The sequence below is a fragment of the Psychrobacter pygoscelis genome (assembly GCF_004335015.1).
GTDB classification, from domain to species: Bacteria; Pseudomonadota; Gammaproteobacteria; order Pseudomonadales; family Moraxellaceae; genus Psychrobacter; species Psychrobacter pygoscelis.
Genome location: NZ_RQRU01000005.1, coordinates 1 through 19,707 on the forward strand (window position 1 = coordinate 1; position 19,707 = coordinate 19,707).

Here is a 19,707-nt window from a genome sequence, read left to right on the forward strand (position 1 = left end):
CCAAGGTAAGTTATATCTGCTAATTAAGATAAAATAATTATTTGTCTTAGTTAGCGAGCCATCCAGTATATCATGTTTTTAATATCTGTCAAGCTTTTTATTTCAATCTTTTTAATTCGTTTCATCAGGTTATCTAATCTCTAATCCTAATGATTAGCCCTTAGCTTGTCCCGATGAGGTGCGTATTATAGACGCTTTATTTTATCTGTCAAGAAGTTTTTTAATTTATTTGAAACGCTTGGTTATCACCAACCCCTCAAATTCCTTACTTAGCTTGCCTCAAAATTAACCCATTCAGCTAACCTTCGACTCGCTTCCCTCTCGATAGGTGGCGTATTATATACGGTTTATCCCCTCCGTCAAGAACTTTTTTAAGTTTGTTTCAAATTAGTTAGATCTTTGGTGCTTTGGGCTGATATTTCTACTTCTTTGATAAGCAAGCGTCGCTAGGTAGATGAAGCCTCTTTACATTACTCTATATAGCAGCTAGTAGCTACGTAATAAATTTAGCGGCTCGCCTTAAGTATCTGTACTATAACTGTCTTTGATTAAGTTTCAGCTCATTAGGTCTGCTTTTGGTTCTTTTTTCTAAGAATCGAATTATCGCTTCTCGCCCTTAAACGTATCCGAGTCTTGGTTAAGAATAGCAGGTATCAAAGTGCTCTCAAAAGAGCATCTCTAGCGTACAGCTTAATAAGTGCTAGAACATCTCTTGATTGGGCCTACTCATGCTACCGCTCATAAATGACACTAAACTCATCTATGCTCATACTTCCCTATATATTTATTGAAGGTTTAAGGTAGTTCACCATAAGAATGCTGCTGACAAAGAGCAGGTTGGTAAAAAGGGTGATTAGCACGATGGATTTTAGCTGATTGCCTATAAGTCCAGACTGCTGGGTAGCTTGGGAAGTCCGCGCGCTATCAAAGATAGCTTTGCCATGCGCTATGAGTAAGGGTAAGACGAGGAGCCAAGTAACCGTGCTAGGGCTGATAAAGATGGTGTAAAGTAAATAGCAACTAAGAGATAGCAGCAGCAGCGCAAAGTATGCCGTTATCATATGACGGCGACCGAATAACACGGCGAGGGTGATTTTGCCTGCTTGCTGGTCGCTATCGAAGTCGCGCATGTTATTGATGTAAAGCACGCAGGCAGCAAGCCCGCCGCAGCCCGTTGCAGGTAGTAAATGAGCCAGACTAAACTCATGAGTTTGTAAGTAGACGCTGCCTAGAACCCCGAGCCAACCGAAGAAAATAAGCACCGCCACCTCGCCCATCGCACGGTAGCCATAAGGACGCTTGCCCATGGTATAAGCCATTGCAGCAATGATGGCGATGATGCCAAAGGTTAAAAACAGGATAAAGTCACGCCAACTGTCAAAGCCGATACTGATGAGTAAAACGCCTGAGGCAAAAGTGAGTGCTGCCCAGCCAAAGATAAGACGTTTAAACTGGATGGGGTTTATCTGGCCGGTTGCGGTTAGGCGCTCTGGACTATCCGCCGCACGGTGAGTGTCTGTACCTTTGACGCCATCGCCATAGTCGTTAGCGAGGTTGGAGAGTATCTGGAGCGCTAAAGCCACCCAAAGGGTGAGTAAAAAGACCGACCAATGATACGCAGTAAATTCGCCAAGTTGGGCAAATGCCAGACCAGTACCACAAACGATACTGGCTACTGCTAAAGGATAGGTTCGTGGCCGCGTGGCTCGTAATAGAGCTGTAAGCAGAGAAATACTTTCAGAATTAGCAACATTATTTGCGGCAGTCGCGCGCTGGGTGATGGGTTTACTCACGAAGCTATGGCCTTGACAGATAGTTTTAAAGGACTATTAAAACACTATCTAAGTGCTGCACTCAACCTTGTACATGAAATAAGCAAAGCTATAATGCAATCCGCTATAACTTGCCCACCTGCTCAAAGAAGGCTCGCCAAGCGGCGACCTTTTTATCTAGAGAAAGCGGATAAGCACGCGAGGTAGAAGGTAGCCGATACAGCTTAAGGTCACGCTTGCCAGCGGGTCCGCTAAAAGGATAGTCAACTTGGCAGTTGGTCTTGGGCAGCTTGGGACGGACATCCTTAGGTAATAACTCTAGTAAAATCTCGGTCGCCTTGCCGCCAGTGGTAAATATGGTATGAACGTTGGGTACTTGCGGCAAGATATCATTGAAATCGACCGTCTCGACGATAGTAAGGTGCTTATCAGAAGCATTGCCTTGCTCACGAATAGCCCGGCGAACAGTCGGGCAAGAGGCAATACCGCGCTCTAGTAGGAAGGCTTTGATACGCTCGGCATCAAAGCCCTTTTCATCATCGTTGCGAAAATGATTGGCATCGTCAAAAAATACACGGCCATAGATGCGCCACATGTCATTGCTAAAATTAGGATAATGAAACGCCATCCCCCACTTATCAGGGGTCGGCGGCATGGAGCCCATCATCATAACTGTGGCCTCAGGCGGCAAAAACGGCGGAAAAGGGTGCGACTCAATCGGTGGCGACACAGAGTGGTCTAAATCGTGAGCAAATATGGCATCTGAATGTAAGGAATTGGTGAAATAGCTGTGGGTCACACGGTTGGTCACAACGCCTCTCTTGTTAATTGCTAAATAATAATAATGAATAATATGATGCTACTTATAATGAATAACATCACTAATGCTTGAAATAAGAGTTATGTTAAAAATTTTATAAAATTAAGAATTTTACGACCCCAAATGCGAACAAAGCACGTCGATAGGCGGTAATTTTGATATCATAACCGCTATCAATATAGTCAAACTACTATGGCTTTACCATCAAGTAATGTGGTGCTGGTAGTACTCATCGTACAGCAGTCGTAGCCATCATCTTGGTAAATTTATAGTAGCAGACTACAGAATTAACCCCGCCCCCACGCTTCTTTAATGAGAGAGACCATGATTGATTTAAATGTGACGGTTATAGACCATCCTCTAGTACGCCATAAACTTAGTCTGATGCGCGAAAAAGACTGTAGTACTTATAAGTTTCGCACTTTGACCAATGAGCTTGCTCGTTTGATGGCCTATGAGGCCAGCCGTGACTTTCAAATCGAGACCTTTACCATGCAAGGCTGGAACGGTGAAATCGAAGGTGAGCAAATCGTCGGCAAGACAGTCACTATCGTGCCTATTCTACGTGCGGGCATTGGTATGCTCGATGGGGTACTAGACCTTATCCCTACCGCAAAAATATCTGTCGTCGGTCTACAGCGTGATGAAGAGACTTTAGAACCAGTGCCTTTCTTTGAAAAATTGGTCAGCGATGTGCACCGTCGCCCTGCGCTGATTATCGACCCGATGCTAGCAACTGGCGGCTCTATGGTGGCTACCATTGAGATGCTAAAAAAACACGGCTGTAAAGATATCAAGGCTTTGGTACTGGTTGCTGCCCCTGAAGGTGTACGCTTGGTGAATGAAGCCCATCCTGACGTGACGATTTATACGGCGGCATTAGACAGTCATCTTAACGAGCAAGGCTATATCATTCCTGGCTTGGGTGATGCAGGTGATAAAATTTTTGGTACAAAAGCAAGCTAAGTTATATAGGGCTGAGCTATATGAAACTGCGACCCGCTGCGATCCGCAGTTATTTGCTTTAATAAGATATAACTAAGATTAAACTTAGAACTCATAAGGACAAGCCATGAATATTTTGATTACTGGAGCAAGTGCAGGATTCGGTGAGGCGCTAGCCAAGCAATTGGTCGCTAAAGGCCACTGCGTCATCGGCTGCGCTCGCCGTCTTGACAAGCTAGAAGCGCTCGCTGAGACCTTAGGGGAGAGGTTTACTCCTGTAGCCATGGATGTCACCGATACCGCTTCTATCGAGGCTGCTCTTACAGGGCTGCCAGCGGCATTTCGCCCTATTGATGTCTTGGTCAATAATGCTGGTCTTGCTCTTGGAACGGAGCCTGCGTTTGAGGCCAAGCTCGATGACTGGATGCGCATGGTCGATACCAATATCAAAGGCTTGATGGCGCTAACCCATGCGCTACTTCCTGAGATGGTCAAGCGTAACAGCGGCTACATTATTAATATCGGCTCTATTGCGGGCACATGGCCGTACTACGGTGGCAATGTTTATGGTGCGACCAAAGCTTTTGTGAAGCAGTTTAGCTTAAACTTACGGGCAGATCTGCTCGGCAGCAAAGTACGCGTGACCAATCTTGAGCCGGGTAATGTCGGTGGTACGGAGTTTTCAAACGTGCGCTATCACGGTGATGCTGAAAAAGCAGCGAAAGTTTATGCAGGCTTTGAGAATATGACTGCTGAAGATGTGGCTGATATATTGGTGTGGCTGATTGAGTCCCCTGCCCATGTCAATGTAAACCGCCTCGAGGTTATGCCCGTCGCCCAGACTTACAATGGTTTAACGATTGCTAAAGACTAGTGCCTGTTAGCGTAGCTCATAGTTACGAAGTACGATAAGTCGGTCTTCAATATGGCTCAAAGCCGAATTAGACGCTACAATCTCCTGTTCATTGACCAGTCTTAAATCAGCAAAGTCTAACACCATAACCTCACTACGTAGGCGCTCGCTGGTGCGCTTACTGTGGCGAACGGCGAAGGCAGTTACCCGAGGGCTTTTTACAGTCACTTGATTAACAAACACTTGATTAATGATAGCCTGATGCTTAGTTGGTGAATGACTCGGTTTGTTGGCACAAGCAAGAGCCGTACATGGATTGAGCGTAGTATTAAAAAGTTTGTCTTGGCGAGCCTCCAATGGCAGCTTACCGCCAAAAAATAGCGTTTGCGATTCGGGTAAATACTGAGCATGACGCATCAGCTCATGACGGAGTAGCTCAGGCATGCCTGAATTGAAGTTGTCTTCACTCTGTCGGTAAAATGCGGCAAAACTACGCTGAACATAACGCCCAAATACGGTGAAATTCACCCACTCTTGATAGACCTTATTGGCATGAAGTATCTGCCAGAAGTCTTGTTGGTTCAGTAACTGCTCTCCCGCTAATATCGCTGTAAGTAGTGCTTGTGGCGACTCGAAGACTACCCCTCCGTCTGCCTTATCTTCGGCTGGCCACCGTAACGGATACAGACTCTCGTCTATGCTCGGTAGGATTGGCCTTGTCGAGGCTTTGCTGTTTGAGCTACTATTGAATAGTCCTATCATCACATCAATCCATCTTATTTTTTAATTGTCAGTCTTGCTGATAACATCCATTGGCAGATGCAAGCTACTACAAGTTACTATTTGAAACTCCCTAAACCCTTTTTTGGATTGACGCTCAAAATAGTGTAGCAGAATCCTTAGTTAGCTCAGCAGGCATTGATGGGTATTACAACACCTGATGGTTAAGTTGATTCTAATATATAATTTATTTTAGACAGCAAAAATTAATCTTCTTTTAACTTTACAATTTAATTGACGATACGCCCTCAAAGCATTCGTTTAGCAAATTAGAAATTCAGCTTATTAAAGCCAATCAGCAAGATTAAGATCCCTAAGACTCAGTACTTATGGTAGGGTTCATTCAATACTGATAGCCAGTTTGTTATAGACGTTAGTCAATTAGTCACGAGGCATTTTATCACTCGTTTTTTTAGGAGCTATGATGACCGCTACCAATCTGACCTTAACTTTAGAATGGTTTTTAAATCCTGACCACCTGCCCTTTATCGCAGGGCTACATACGCAGGCTTACGAACGAGCAGGCTTGAGTATTAATATAATCGAACCTTCAGAGCATTATGACGGTTTTGCTGAGCTGGCCGCAGGCAATATTGACTTGCATATCAATGAACCTATTCACTTATTCGAACACTATTTCGCTGATTTAAAATCTTTAGGCTGCTTTTTTGAAACTGATGGCGGGGTAATGCTAAGGCAAGAAAGTACCCAAAAACTTATTAATAATCAACCTATCCGTATTACCACACCTGCTGCTAATGCCATCACCAATAAGATTGGCTTTGACATCTTGCGCCGCTATGCTAAAAAGCAAGGCTGTGATCTCAATAGAGACACGGTGCAATTTGTCGAAACCAACTTTCAACATCTTGAGAACCTAAAACAAGGCGAATTTGATGGGGCTTGGCTATGCTTTTATAACTTTGAGGGGATTGAGGCACAGCATGAAGCACTTGATAATGTGTTCATTGATCAGTCTCTAGCAGCATTTCCTAACTTTTCAGCATTGGAATTGATGACTACCCACAACACTTGGCAACAAAAACAACCTGCCATTAGCCGCTTTGTAGAAGTAACCAATGAGATGACAATGTTTTGTATCAATAACGCTGATAAAGCTCGCGAGGCTTATTATAGCTATACAAATAGCACTGCTTCTGCACTAATGGATGATATTATTAATGATACGCTAAAACGCTTTATTGTTCCTATTCAAGCAGATAGCGAACGATGGCAAGCATTGCGTAATTATTTGGCTGAGTTAAATATAGCTAAGCTAACTGACGAGCAGTATCAACAACTATGGTAAAAAATAAGCTAGCAAAGTTACTGGGCTTTCGTACGATACAAGTCTCTCTTAAGGTTGAAACAGCGGATGAGGCAAAAATACCGATAACCGTCATCGGCCGCGGTAAGCCCGTATTACTACTGCACGCTTATGGCATGGATGCGCGTGAATTTCTGCCTTTTATCTTGCCATTGATCTCTAAGTATCAGTTTTACCTGCCGCACTTTCGCGGCTTTGGTCTGGCAAAGTCTACTCCCCTCTCCCAGTTTGATTTTTTGGCTCAATACGCAGACGACATCAATGCTGTTATTGAGCAAATATGCCAGTGGCGCGATCTTGCCGCTATTCCTGTCGCTGCCATCTCCATGGGCGCGCAAGTCATGTGGTCGTATTTTAGCCGCTATGGTAGCTCACGAGTGAGTCGTTACCTCAATATTGACCAGACCCCCACCGTTCACAATCAGCCGGACTGGCAAGGCGGACTCTTTGGCGCGCGTCAAGATGAAGTGTTTGATATATTTCAAACCCTGCTTAATGAGGGACTCGCTTACGAGCGCTTTGATAGCTTTACCCATCTGCCGCACAACTTAAAGCGCCGTACTACCGATACTGAGCGCATGTTCTCCTTATTGTCTGCTAGCCGGCCACACTCCCAAGCTTTTATTCATTTAATGACTCACCAAACAGACCATCAGCTGGTATTTTTTAATCACGATACTTGGAAGCATAAAATGCGCTGCTTGCAAGCGTACTTGACGCTGCCTTATGACTTTCGCGATGTGGCACAGACACTTGATATTCCTGTGGTAAACCTGATCGGTGGGCGCTCCCAGCTGTATGAGCCCAAGTGGCAACGTAAAGTCACGCAGATGTTGCCCAATGCTGTCGAGATTGTATTGCCAAACTCAGGACATGCCGTACCGCTTGACGAACCGGTTGGCTTTTATCGGGTATTAAAGGGGTTTTTGGCGGGTCAATATGATAAGAAAAACGATAAATTAGAAAGTCCCACCAATCCATTGGTGGAAGAACAGCATGATGGCGACTATGACAAGGAATGAGACTAACGTCTGAATAAGGCCTTGGATAATGGCGTTAAGCCAACGGCGAGAATAATGGTGCAGTACCGCTGAATATAGAGACCAAGTCAACGGTATGGCAATCCACCATAGTAGGGATTCTGAGATCGGCAAATGATAACCATGACGCACATCTAGCCAGTCAATGAGTAAGAATGCGCCTAGCTGCACCAGAAACACATAGAGTTGAGGTAGCAGTGGTGATAATTGTCTTATATTAATCAAATTATTATCCCTATTACCTAATCAGAGCTTATCAGTGCTTACTGGTCTGACCCTTAATCGTTCAGTGCTTTGATCAACTCAAACCTTGGCACTTGCTTGCCTTCCACGCTCACCATTTCGGCAAACATCTCAAGGGGTCGCACCCAAACACCGTAGTCGCCATACAAACAGCGATAAACAACGAGCGTCTCTTCTGTCTCAGAGTGCTGAGCCGTGTGCAAGACTTGGTATAGATTGCCCTTGTAATGGCGGTAGATGCCTTGGGGGACTGGTTTTTTAATTGGTTGGGTCATAGAAATATCTAATAATTATAACTGTACAAGAGAATGGATAAGAGAAAATAAATTATGCATAACGGGCTAATTTATCTTCAAGTTTCGCTTTTGCCTCAGGCCATTCATCCGCTGTCATACTGTACATAACCGTATCAGCAATAACCCCATCTCGCCTAACTCGATTGCCCCTAATGACGCCATCTTTTGTTGCGCCTAAACGCTCTATGGCGTTTTGAGATCGATAGTTCTCACCATCGGTGCGCCAGCCAACCGTTTGATACTTTAAGGTTTCAAAGGCGTGCGTGAGTAGCATCAGTTTGCAGGCCGTATTCACATGAGTGCGCCAGTACGATTTGCCATACCACGTATAGCCAATCTCTAGACGCTTTGCCTCGGGCAAAATATCATGATAGCTGGTCGAGCCAATCACTCTCCCTGAAGCCTCGTCAATAACGGCAAACGCCATCCTATTGTCCATTGAGACTGCGAGCCGGATATAATCAATGACGCTATCTGGCGTGGGCGCCGAGGTTACTTCTATCGTCCAAAGCTTGCCATCTTGACAAGCCTCAGACAACCCTTCGGCATGCGCCATCGTTAATGATTCAAGGGTGACGCCGTGATAGGATAAGGGGATTGGGGCTAGCATTAGGCTACTGTCACCCGAGCAAATGCCTTTTTACCTGCTTGAATGACCACCGTCTGACCAGAGGTTAAACTAAAGCCAGCATCGACGACTTCATTATCGACTTTGACCGCACTACGCTTGACCATATCTTTGGCGGCAGCGTTATTCTTAGCCAATTCTGCTTGGTTTAAGATTTGCGTAATAAACAGCGCCTCTTGTCCCTCTTCCAGCTCTAGCGTGACTTCTGGTAAATCTACTGGCAACTCACCATCGGCTAGTACATTACCCGCAGATTTATGAGCATTGGCTGCGGCTTCAGCATCATGAAAGCGCTCGATTAACTCTTCGGCTAGAATGCGCTTAATCTCTTGTGGGTTGCGACCGTTTTCCATCTCAGTCATTAAGGACTCGACCTCATCCATCGGCTTAAAGCTTAGGAACTCAAAGTAGCGGCGAATGAGCGTATCTGGCATAGATAGAATTTTTTGGTACATAGTACCGGGAGTGTCGTAGATGGCGACGTAATTGCCCAGTGATTTGGACATTTTATTGACGCCATCAAGCCCCTCTAGGATAGGGACGGTAATACAAACTTGCGAGTCTTGACCGTAGCGGCCTTGCAAGGTGCGCCCCATAAGTAAGTTAAAGGTCTGATCGGTACCGCCAAGCTCAACATCGGCCTTCAAAGCGATCGAATCATAGCCCTGAACGAGCGGGTATAAAAACTCATGGATGGAGATTGGGGTCTGCGCGGCATAGCGCTTGGAGAAGTCATCACGCTCGAGCATTCGCGAGACAGTCTGCTGGCTGGCAAGCTGAATCATATCGCCGGCGCTCATATCATTAAACCATTCAGAGTTAAAGACGACCTTGGTCTTGTCTTTATCCAAAATCTTAAAGACCTGTTCAGCATAAGTCTTAGCATTGGCCTTAATCTGCTCTTCAGTCAGTGGTGGCCTTGTCGCATTTTTGCCAGAAGGATCACCAATTCTGGCGGTATAATCACCGATTAAGAAATAAATCTCATGGCCCAAGTCCTGAAAGTGCTTAAGCTTATTAATCAGTACTGTATGACCCAAATGCAAATCTGGCGCTGTTGGGTCAAAACCGGCCTTAATCTTAAGGGGGCGGTTTTCTTTAAGCTTAGCGATGAGGTCTTCTTCTGAGAGTATCTCGTGCGTGCCGCGTTGAATGATGGCAAGCTGCTCTTCTAAAGTTAAGTTCTGAGGATTATTTATAGTGGCGGTTTGGCTCATGGTCATCTCTAGTTTGATCAAATTTAGATAATTAATAGTGCGTAATAAATAATGTATAGTGGGATTATACTACTTTGAGTCGTATGCCGTCTCAACCCCTAAAATGGTTAATTTAACACTCTAATAAAAAGAAAATGCAAATGAATCTTACTATTTATCAAGCTGATGCTTTTACCGATCACGTATTTGGCGGTAATCCTGCCGCTGTTATTCCTTTAGAGTCATGGTTAGATGATGCTACATTACAAGCCATTGCTAGCGAGAATAATCTGTCAGAGACCGCTTTTATTATCGCCATAGACGCCTCAGATACGACTACTGAAAATGATGTAGGACCAGACGAAAATGGACATCTAGCTTACGAGCTACGTTGGTTTACGCCCGTCAGTGAAGTCGCTATGTGTGGTCACGCCACCTTGGCCACTGCCCATGTGCTATTTACCCATTTAGGCATTAATGGCTCACAAATCGAGTTCGTGACTAAAAGCGGTACTTTGACGGTAGAGAAGCTTAACGACGGCTATTCAATGGACTTCCCTGCGGTTCCCAGTCAGTTATTGAAAATGGCAGAGGTACCTAATGCTTTAATTGAAGGGTTAAACATCAACGTCAATAGAATTATCAATGTGAGCTTGGGAACTGACTATTTAGTTGAACTGGTCAGCCAAGCAGACGTCAAGGCGGTTACGCCAAAAATTACTCACTGGCAAAACTTAAACGCTCGCGGTGTCATAATCACGGCGCAAGCGGATAACGCAAACCTTGATGCTAATCCAGACGCCAAAACAGACAATAAATCAGACGCTAAAGCCGACGTTGTTAGCCGTTGTTTTTATCCCAAAGAAGGTGTCGCTGAAGACCCTGTCACGGGTTCAGCACATTGCCAATTGACGCCATATTGGGCCGCTGAGTTAGGTAAAAATAAGCTGACGGCGGTTCAATTATCAAAACGACGCGGTTACCTTCACTGCGAGCTGGTCAAAAGCGAAAATAGCGAGCGTGTTAAATTAATCGGTAATGCTGTGGACTATATGGTGGGGCAGATTACGATTTAGAAGATAATTGTTATAAACTGCCTGCCACTACTTTATAACCTGATACACCTCAATTTTTAAGATACGAACTTAGGATTTTTTCATGCCAACCCCTACCCCCTCCTCAACTCTAGATACAGAGCCTAACGACATTACTGACCTCGCCGACGCTTTATCCGAAACCTTATTCGATAGCTTTGACAATGGTTATTACATTGGCATGATGTCAGGTACCAGTCTAGATGGTTTGGATGCAGTGATTTGTCAGTTTGAGCATGATACCGACTCTGCTAGTACTGGTCCCACCAATAAAATTATCGCAAGCCATAGCAAAGACTTCACGCCGCAGCTACGAGATGTATTGCTCGCTTTATGTCAGCCTAACCGGGTTGACGAGCTTACCGGTATTAAAGTAGATTGCGAGCAACAGCCGCAAAGTGAATTGGACTGGTTTGGTTGGGCAAGCCGTGAATATGCAGAGTTTGCCAGTGATGTGGTGGCAGAGCTGCTCGAAAAATCTGACATTGATGCTGAGGCTATTTTGGCCATCGGCTGTCATGGTCAGACTGTACGCCATCGACCACAATTGGGCTTTAGCTTACAGCTCGTCGATGCCAATGTTATCGCCGAGCGTACTGGCATCAGCGTAGTAACAGATTTCCGTCGCCGCGATATGGCAGTGGGTGGTCAAGGTGCGCCACTCGCACCCGCTTTTCATTTGGCCCAGTTTGCCACTACCTCCACGAAAGGCGCTCAATCTAAAGACCGTATCATCGTCAATTTAGGCGGTATTGCTAATATTACTGTATTGCCGACTGGTCAAGCAGACAAAATCATCGGCTATGATACAGGGCCTGCTAATAACTTACTCGACGCCTGGTATCAGCATCATATCGCGGTAGGTACTATTGTCTCAGACCAGACTCTCTATGACCAAGATGGCAGGTGGGCAGCAACTGGAACTATTCATCAGTCGTTACTAGCGCAGCTATTAACCCACCCCTACTTTGAGCGATCCGCTCCGAAAAGTACCGGCCGCGAAGATTTTCATCTAGGTTGGCTCACGGCGCAAATTGCAGTAGTTGAGGAGCAGAACAAAGAAACTATCGCTCCCAAAGACGTTCAGGCAACCTTGATTATGTTTACAGTGCAATCTCTTACTCGTGCTATCAATCACGAGGCGCAGCGCTTGGCTTTACCAAGTGGAGATATTATTGTCTGTGGTGGCGGAGCTTATAACACTTATTTGCTAACAGCGTTGGACGCCGCACTACCAAACTGGCAGGTTCTGACCAGTGAGGCACTTGGTATTGCCCCGACTTGGGTTGAGGCTATGGCCTTTGCTTGGCTAGCGCGGCAGTCGATTATGGGCGAAGTGGGCAACCTACCAGCGGTTACCGGTGCGAGTAAAAGCGTGGTACTGGGTCAAGTGTGTTTTGGCTGATGAGCAGCGGATAAAAAATTAGCAATCTGAGGAGTTAATGGGTTGAGAACTCAGCGCTTATCAACCCATCAAAGTACAAATTAAGTTTACACCCGTAAACTGATAGGTTATGCTTTTAGCATTCTTATTAATCTCTCTATTTTATTGATATAAAAAACAGCGACAGGACGACAGCAATGACTCAAGGCAACAACTCTCAAAGCAAACCTGCCCACCATCAACGACCTGATCATCAGCGTGTGGTCATTACTGGCATGGGGGCAGTGACGCCGCTCGGCTTAGATGTAGCAACCAGCTGGCAAGGGGTAACTGAAGGTAAGAGCGGTATCAAATCCATCAGCCACTTTGACGCGGCCGACTATCGAGCGCAGTTTGCCGGTACTGTAGACGACTTTGATGCCAAAGATTTTATGAATGCCAAAGATGTCCGCCGCTATGATGAATTTATGCATTATGGTATCGCCGCCTCATCAATGGCGCTTGCCAATGCTGGGTTTGTCGAGCAAGTTAGCGCCGATGCTGCTCCTGTGCAACATGTCGATCCTGAGCGCTTCGGTATTGTCCTTGGCTCAGGCATTGGCGGTATCCAAACGATTGAGGACAGCCGAGATACCTTACGCGATAAAGGACCAAAAAAAGTTTCGCCGTTTATTATTCCTGGTAGTATCGTCAATATGCCCGCAGGATTGGTCGCAATTAAGCACGGCCTTAAAGGTCCAAACTTGGCTGTGGCCACTGCGTGTACAACATCGACGCACGCCATTGGTCTAGCAGCACGTTTAATTGCTTATGGTGATGCTGATGTTATGCTCGCGGGCGGCTGCGAAAAAGCCTCTAGTACACTAGGGCTATCTGGCTTTGCCGCTATGCACGCACTATCAACCCGTAACGATGAGCCAACACGCGCCAGTAGACCTTTTGATAAAGACCGTGATGGTTTTGTCATGGGTGATGGCGCAGGTGTATTGGTGTTAGAGAGCTTGGCTCATGCTAAAGCACGAGGCGCGACGATATTGGCAGAGGTAGCAGGCTTTGGTATGAGTGATGACGCCAGCCATATTACCGCACCACCAGAGAGCGGCGAAGGCGCAGCGCGAGCCATGCAAATTGCCCTAAAAGATGCTGGAATCGACCCTCGTGATGTCGGTTATATCAATGCTCATGGGACCAGTACCCCAGCGGGTGATGTCGCAGAATCGATGGCTATAGAAACTGTCTTTAGCGAGTGTAAAGACGACATTTTGGTCAGCTCTACTAAGTCTATGACTGGTCATTTGCTAGGCGCAGCGGGGGGTATCGAAGCTATATTTACCGTATTGGCGCTACAAAACCAGCTCGTACCACCGACCATCAATCTTGATAATACGGATGAGCAGTGCCGTCTTGACTATGTAGCGAATGAGGCTCGTAACGTCGAGCAGCTAAACTATGCCATATCTAATAGCTTTGGCTTTGGCGGTACCAATGGTTCATTGGTATTTGCTCGTTGGCAGTAGACTGGCAATTTATCATCTTGTCCTAGCGGCTTTTTATAATTATGTTGCGCTCGCATTGCTTCTATGTAAGTACTGCGGGCTTTTTAGCTTTAGGCCCACCTCTAAGCCTATCTAAGCTTGCAGCTACTAGCTTTAGTTGCGTATCATAAGGGGATAATCAATAAGTTTTGGAAATACTATGTCAGGGTATTCGTTTTCACTTCAATTCCCGCAGCGCTGGATGCAAGCACCGGATCAAGTGCGTGGCTCCATCGTACAAGAGCTCAAAGACATTATGACGCTACTGCGCACTGAGACAACAGTCTCTGAGTTTGCTTTTACTCAGCCAGATTTAAACACGCATCTAGATGAGATCTATGCGCAAAAACGTGAACTAGCCGCAGCGCAACAAGCGGAACAGGAAAAAGAGCGTCTACGTCATGAAATCCTAGAAAAGCAGCGCCTCAACCGTGAACGCTTAGAGAAGGAGCGTGTCGAAAAAGCGCGCGTAGAACAAGAACAACAACAAAAAGCGCTAGAAGAACAACAGCAACAAGAAAAACTACAAGCGCTCCGAGAAGCCCAGCAAAATGAAGACGCGCAAGCTGAAGCTGAGCAGCAGCAACGCGATCAAGAGCGTCAACAAGCCAAAGCGCAGACTAGGCAAAAAAACACTGAAGCGGAACAGGATAATAAAAGTGCAGCAGCGAGCTTAGATACTACCAATGCTGCCGATAATAATGCGCATACGTCCGATCCTAATAGTATTATTAGCTCTGCAAATGATAACCAAGCGCCTTCCGGCGGTTTAATAGAGTTGAATGAAGATCAACAAGCCTTCGTTCATGAGTTAGAGATGCGCATTGATGACTACCTGAGTGAGCAAATGGCAAAGATGTCAGAAGACCTTAAGTCTTGGCTGCACGATGAAGTGCAAAGACAGCTTGCACGGTCAAATCAATAATTATCCGGCCATTTAAATAACGAGACACCCCTTTGATGACCTGCGTGTACTATTAATAAAATGACTACCCCCACAAAAAAAGAGCCTAGTACTAGGCTCTTTTTTATGACCAAAATTATGTACTATATCGTCTTAGAACGCTAAATCGCTTGCGTGCGCTCAGTTAACCAAGTTAAAGCATCACCTGCTACGCGATCTTTTAATTCGTTAAATACCTGCTGGTGATAACCATTCAACCAATCCTTCTCATCTTGACGCAGTAATGATGGTTCGATCAAGCGTGTATCGATTGGACATAGGGTAACGGTTTCGAAGTGCAGATAATCGCCAAACTCAGTCTCAGTAGGATTGGTAACTGGCTGGTTCACCACTAAGTTCTCGATACGGATACCCCACTTACCTTCGCGGTAAAGCCCTGGCTCATTGCTCGATATCATACCGGCCTTCATAGCGCGCTCAGGTGGTGTGCTGGCAGCATAAGCAATTACTTGCGGACCTTCATGAACGTTTAAGAAATAACCCACGCCATGCCCCGTACCATGACCATAGTCCATTTGCGCTTGCCATAATGGTGCACGGCAAATGGCATCAATGAGTGGAGAGGCAATGCCATCTGGGAAGCTAGCAACCGCTAGTGCGATATGGGCTCTTAGCACCATGGTAAAGTCACGCTTTTGCTCATCGCTGACCTTGCCGATACCAACGACTCGAGTAATGTCGGTCGTGCCGTTTTTGTACTGTGCCCCTGAGTCGATAAGTAGTAGGCCATCGCCATCTAAATAGCTGAACTTGTCTTCAACAGCGCGGTAGTGCGGCAATGCGCCATTTTCATTGTAGCCGGCAATGGTCGGAAAGCTTGGCGACACATAGTTAGGCTGCTTGCTGCGCACGTCGATAAGCATGCTATCAACGTCTAGCTCACTCAAGCGCTCACCGGCGGCCAGACGCTGCTCAAAGCTGCTAAAGAACTCACAGAGGGCCGCGCCATCTTGACGCATCGCCTCGCGGACATGCTCAATATCGGCATCTGATTTAACAGATTTGAGCAAGGTACTAGGGGCGATGCGCTCAATCATATGAATATCGTCATTGAGCTGCGCTAACGTGCCGACAGCGACTTTATTAGGATCTAATAGCAGTAAGTCATCAGGGGTCAGCTCGCTTAATGCTGCTTTGATGGTATCGTACTCAGCTACCTTGATACCTGCGGCCTCCAGTAACGTCGTTATCTCGGAGCTGACTTTGTTGATATCAACGAATAAGGTCGCGTCATTTTGAGTAATCAGCATGTGTGCGAGGAATACGGGATTATAGTCCACATCGCTGCCACGAAGATTGGTGAGCCAAGCGATATCATCAAGGCTTGAGATCAGGTGATGCGTAGCGCCACTCGCTTGCAGCTGCTCGCGCACTGCTGCCAGCTTGTCTTTGGCAGACTGCGACAAAAAGTCATCGTCATGGGCAAATAGCTTGGCGCTGGGCAAAGCTGGACGCTCTTGCCAAATCTCGGTAAGTACGTCTTGCTCAGTAATCAGGCGGATTTCTTTATCGTCAAAAGCGTCCGTTAAGCGGTCTTGCTCAGCGAGGGACAGCACATTACCATCAACCGCCACGCTACTTCCCTCACTCAGATGGTCGGCTAGCCAGTCGATATGGTTGGGCGCGCCTTTTTGTAGCTTTTGCAGGCTAATGCCGGTATCTGCTAACTGGTCCGCAGCTTGTACCCAGTAACGACTGTCTGTCCAAAGTCCGGCAAAGTCCTTCGTCACTACCAATGTACCGACCGACCCAGTAAATCCAGACAGCCACTTTCGCGCTTGCCAATACTCAGGTAAATACTCAGATAGATGCGGATCAGCAGAAGGGACGATAATAGCGTCTAAATCATTAGTAGTCAGCGTTTTACGAAGGTTATCGATGCGATCTTTAATAATTTGCTTACTCATAAGGTATCCTGTTGTACGAGAAGTTTTGAATAAAAATAGCGAGATATTAATAAGAATGACACGCAAAGCGTGTCTGGTCAGCTAGCATGCGAAGCTAATAACGGGCGCTAATAGCGTTTGTTTTTTATTGAATGTTAAGTGCTGTTTATTAAATTATCTGCTCTATAAAAGCTTTGCTATGCCGCAGTGTTTAAATTAGTGTGACGCCATCCTAGATTAGGTCGAAAAGTGGATTTTCAAGCCCTCGTGCTTATTCGCTCAATAGGCTTGATAGACCGCGGCAACTATAGTCGAGCTAAGTTGAGACGAACGCTAGGTACGGTCAAGATAAAAAACGCGCTACCAAGGCTGATAGCGCGTCTTATACTGCCCATTTAAGTGGATGCCAGCTTAGTGAAACTGCTGATCCGCTTGCTCACTGTCTTTTAGCATCTTGCTAATCGGCTTAGCCAATGCCAAAAGAATCACTGCGGTAATAATCAAGAAGATGGTCATAGTGGTAAATAGGCCAGGCAGACCTTCGATCTGATCGGCAGAGACATGACCACCAAAGAAGGCCGCGACGAGGTTGCCCATCGCGATAGAGGCAAAGAATAATCCCATCATCTGACCTTGCATGCCATCGGGCGCAAGCTTAGTCATTGAAGACAGTCCAACTGGGCTTAGCGCCAATTCACCAAGGGTTAATAACAATAAACTACCGACCAGCCACAATGGCGATGCCAAGGTACCGGGCTGCGCCACCACTATCTTAGAGGCCAAAATCATCAAAGCAAAGCCAGCGGCCGCCAACAGCATACCAAGCGCAAACTTCACCATGCTATTAGGCTCAAGACCGCGATTGGCAAGCTTGACCCAAACGATACTAACAATCGGTGCTAGCAATAGAATAAACAAAGGGTTCAGTGACTGAAACCAAATACTCGGGATACTAAAGCCTAAAACATCAAGGTCGGTATAGCGATCGGCAAATAAGTTGAACGAGGTAGGCTGCTGCTCAAAGCTGGACCAGAACAGCACCGAACCAACAATCAATACAAAGCAGACGAGCAGACGTAGCTTGTCGGTTTTATCCAGCCTTGGTGAGATAAACATAATGGCGAAATAACCCAAAACGACTGCCGCAATAATGTAGGTCATATATTGTGCAACCATTGCGGCATTAAAGGGAACGATACCCGTGGCAATCAGTACCATTAAGGTCAGTAGTAAAACGCCAAAGCCTGCTACCCATAGCCCTACGTTTTTGTAGCGACCAGAGGCCACTTCCCAGTCGGCGGTAATATTTTTGGCGCGCGCATATTTATTAAGGTTCTTTTGGGCGGCAAAGCGGTAGACAAGTAAGGAGAGAAGCATCCCTAAACCACCGACACCGAAGCCGATGTGCCACATACCTTTTTCTTTAAACACGCCCACAATAAGCGCCGCTAATAGCGCACCGATGTTGATACCCATATAAAATAAGGTAAAACCACTATCACGGCGCACATCTCCCTTTGGATATAGCGCCCCAACCATGACAGAGATACAGGTTTTGAATAGTCCTGACCCTAAGACAATACAGACCAACCCTGAAAAGAATAACGCCATACCGAATATAGCTGATAAGGCAATACACAAGTGACCTAGAGCTATAATGATACTGCCCCACCATAATGCTCGCTCTTGACCCAGCCAGTTATCCGCAAGCCAACCACCAGGAACCGCTGCTAAGTACAAAGACCCAGCAAAAATACCATAAATCGCCGAGGCGGTAGCCTCATCAAAGCCAAAACCGCCACTGCTGACGGTCGCCACCATAAATAAGACCAATAGTGGGCGAATGCTGTAGTAAGAAAAGCGCTCCCACATTTCGGTAAAGAACAGCGAGCGTAGCGGTTTTGGATGCCCCATAAAACCGTGATCTAAGGCCTTCGCTTCTGCTGAAGATAATCGCTGTGAATCCATGCTCATACCTCTAGTCCTTCTTTTGTAAAACGGTTATGACAAGTCCTAATGTGCGACATCGTTAGCCGAGCTTGCTTATCAGCGTAAAGAGACCTAGGACAAGCTGGAGACGGTTTGTCGCACTGATTGCTGTATTTAGGACTAATAGTAAACAATTATGACCTTATTCCATACAAATTGTAATGGAAATATTTGAGGGCGACATTGTTCCATCAGTCCTTAACTATGTAAAGAGATTAAATACAAAATACCCGTAAAAAACCCGCCAAACTGATGTGTCGGGCGGGTTTTATTAAAAATAAAGGTATAAGGTGAAGTAAAGATATAAATAGTTACCTGAGAGCTTTATACGCGGCTAATTATGGCTAGATAGCTGTAAATAATTAGCTTTTGATAACGCCCTTCAGTAGCATTAGAGAGTTATTGAGCAGGAGTAGCTTCAGCTTCAGTACTGCCATCTGTATCAGCATCCATCGCCTCAGCATTAACTGGCGCATCAGCCACAGCGGCTTGACTTACTGTACCCTCAGCGGTGGCAGTGCCTGACTGCGCAGTCGCGATCGCGCCAGTAGTATCTACTGCAGGCTCAGCCGTGGCTTGAGCGGTAGCATCAGCAGCAATCTCAGTATTGGCTTCGGTCTCTTCTTCTGTGGTCACCGCTTCGGTAACGCCAGCTACCTCATCACCTTCAGCAGCAGGGCTTTGGGCAGGCGCTGTCTCTTCCGCTACTTCAGCGGCTGGTGCTGGATCAATATGCTCACCTGCTGGACGTAAAAAGGCAGTGATACCGATAAGTAATACAATACCTAAAAATAAAGCGACGCCAACTAGGGCATACGAGAACTCTTTCATGGGATTTTTTTCGCTAAGATCTGCCATATCTGACCTGCCTGATTTAAGGTTGGATTCAAGGATGTTTATAAATTTAATCTATTATATCGCAATTTATACGCAATTGTGAAAACCCATAAGTAAT

General features: G+C 46.0%; 18 protein-coding genes. 8 read left to right on the forward strand and 10 right to left on the reverse strand.

Annotated elements, in window-relative coordinates; genetic code table 11:
* Positions 1-776 precede the first annotated feature (776 nt).
* Together menA and EGV92_RS10785 are read right to left on the reverse strand one after the other, a co-directional pair.
* The gene (gene menA / locus EGV92_RS10780) at positions 777-1,793 is read right to left on the reverse strand and encodes a 1,4-dihydroxy-2-naphthoate octaprenyltransferase (protein WP_207401786.1); all 1,017 of its coding nucleotides are present in this window, start codon (positions 1,791-1,793) and stop codon (positions 777-779) included.
* Between the two features lie 103 nt (positions 1,794-1,896).
* Entirely contained in the window at positions 1,897-2,583 is a 687-nt protein-coding gene (locus EGV92_RS10785) for a DNA glycosylase (protein WP_423227911.1), read from the reverse strand.
* Positions 2,584-2,916: 333 nt separating this feature from the next.
* Between EGV92_RS10785 and upp the strand changes: the two genes are divergently transcribed.
* On the forward strand, positions 2,917-3,558 hold the full coding sequence (gene upp, locus EGV92_RS10790) for a uracil phosphoribosyltransferase (RefSeq protein ID WP_131669298.1): 642 nt from the start codon (positions 2,917-2,919) through the stop codon (positions 3,556-3,558).
* Positions 3,559-3,664: 106 nt separating this feature from the next.
* Positions 3,665-4,411 (forward strand): SDR family NAD(P)-dependent oxidoreductase, encoded by a 747-nt coding sequence (locus EGV92_RS10795; protein WP_131669299.1) that lies wholly within the window; start codon positions 3,665-3,667, stop codon positions 4,409-4,411.
* Positions 4,412-4,417: 6 nt separating this feature from the next.
* Here the strand turns inward: EGV92_RS10795 and EGV92_RS10800 are convergent, their stop codons facing one another.
* Positions 4,418-5,152 carry a hypothetical protein gene (locus EGV92_RS10800; protein ID WP_131669300.1) on the reverse strand — a complete coding sequence of 245 codons (735 nt, stop codon included), beginning with the start codon at positions 5,150-5,152 and terminating at the stop codon, positions 4,418-4,420.
* A gap of 442 nt (positions 5,153-5,594) precedes the next feature.
* Here EGV92_RS10800 and EGV92_RS10805 point away from each other — a divergent pair, with 442 nt between their 5' ends.
* The gene (locus tag EGV92_RS10805; protein ID WP_165525609.1) at positions 5,595-6,479 is read left to right on the forward strand and encodes an ABC transporter substrate-binding protein; all 885 of its coding nucleotides are present in this window, start codon (positions 5,595-5,597) and stop codon (positions 6,477-6,479) included.
* Positions 6,473-7,519 carry an alpha/beta fold hydrolase gene (locus EGV92_RS10810; RefSeq protein ID WP_131669302.1) on the forward strand — a complete coding sequence of 349 codons (1,047 nt, stop codon included), beginning with the start codon at positions 6,473-6,475 and terminating at the stop codon, positions 7,517-7,519. Before EGV92_RS10805 ends, EGV92_RS10810 begins: the two co-directional genes overlap by 7 nt.
* On the opposite strand, the gene EGV92_RS10815 is transcribed toward EGV92_RS10810, so the two are convergent.
* The 4 genes from EGV92_RS10815 to tyrS are packed head-to-tail and all read right to left on the reverse strand — an operon-like array spanning position 7,457 to position 9,921.
* Positions 7,457-7,762, reverse strand: a complete 306-nt coding sequence (locus tag EGV92_RS10815) for a hypothetical protein (protein WP_131669303.1) — start codon at positions 7,760-7,762, stop codon at positions 7,457-7,459. The genes EGV92_RS10810 and EGV92_RS10815 overlap by 63 nt on opposite strands.
* Positions 7,763-7,815: 53 nt before the next feature.
* Positions 7,816-8,055 (reverse strand): DUF1653 domain-containing protein, encoded by a 240-nt coding sequence (locus EGV92_RS10820; protein WP_131669304.1) that lies wholly within the window; start codon positions 8,053-8,055, stop codon positions 7,816-7,818.
* A gap of 52 nt (positions 8,056-8,107) precedes the next feature.
* Positions 8,108-8,686: a GNAT family N-acetyltransferase gene (locus tag EGV92_RS10825; protein ID WP_131669305.1), complete on the reverse strand. Its 579-nt coding sequence runs from the start codon at positions 8,684-8,686 to the stop codon at positions 8,108-8,110.
* Positions 8,686-9,921, reverse strand: a complete 1,236-nt coding sequence (gene tyrS, locus EGV92_RS10830) for a tyrosine--tRNA ligase (RefSeq protein ID WP_131669306.1) — start codon at positions 9,919-9,921, stop codon at positions 8,686-8,688. Before tyrS ends, EGV92_RS10825 begins: the two co-directional genes overlap by 1 nt.
* Positions 9,922-10,061: 140 nt before the next feature.
* Between tyrS and EGV92_RS10835 the strand changes: the two genes are divergently transcribed.
* The 4 genes from EGV92_RS10835 to EGV92_RS10850 all read left to right on the forward strand — a co-directional run bounded on the left by EGV92_RS10835 (position 10,062) and on the right by EGV92_RS10850 (position 14,838).
* Positions 10,062-10,976, forward strand: coding sequence for a PhzF family phenazine biosynthesis protein (locus EGV92_RS10835; protein WP_131669307.1), 915 nt, complete (start codon positions 10,062-10,064; stop codon positions 10,974-10,976).
* An 82-nt stretch (positions 10,977-11,058) separates the two neighbouring features.
* The gene (locus EGV92_RS10840; protein WP_131669308.1) at positions 11,059-12,399 is read left to right on the forward strand and encodes an anhydro-N-acetylmuramic acid kinase; all 1,341 of its coding nucleotides are present in this window, start codon (positions 11,059-11,061) and stop codon (positions 12,397-12,399) included.
* A gap of 176 nt (positions 12,400-12,575) precedes the next feature.
* Positions 12,576-13,895, forward strand: coding sequence for a beta-ketoacyl-ACP synthase II (fabF, locus tag EGV92_RS10845; protein ID WP_131669309.1), 1,320 nt, complete (start codon positions 12,576-12,578; stop codon positions 13,893-13,895).
* 178 nt (positions 13,896-14,073) lie between these two features.
* On the forward strand, positions 14,074-14,838 hold the full coding sequence (locus EGV92_RS10850) for a hypothetical protein (RefSeq protein WP_131669310.1): 765 nt from the start codon (positions 14,074-14,076) through the stop codon (positions 14,836-14,838).
* 140 nt (positions 14,839-14,978) lie between these two features.
* On the opposite strand, the gene EGV92_RS10855 is transcribed toward EGV92_RS10850, so the two are convergent.
* The 3 genes from EGV92_RS10855 to EGV92_RS10865 all read right to left on the reverse strand — a co-directional run bounded on the left by EGV92_RS10855 (position 14,979) and on the right by EGV92_RS10865 (position 19,610).
* Entirely contained in the window at positions 14,979-16,784 is a 1,806-nt protein-coding gene (locus tag EGV92_RS10855; protein ID WP_131669311.1) for an aminopeptidase P family protein, read from the reverse strand.
* A gap of 390 nt (positions 16,785-17,174) precedes the next feature.
* Complete coding sequence (locus EGV92_RS10860) at positions 17,175-18,737, reverse strand: peptide MFS transporter (RefSeq protein ID WP_131669312.1); 1,563 nt, start codon at positions 18,735-18,737, stop codon at positions 17,175-17,177.
* Between the two features lie 414 nt (positions 18,738-19,151).
* A complete protein-coding gene (locus EGV92_RS10865; RefSeq protein WP_131669313.1) occupies positions 19,152-19,610 on the reverse strand; it encodes a hypothetical protein in 459 nt (152 codons plus the stop codon).
* Positions 19,611-19,707: the final 97 nt, after the last annotated feature.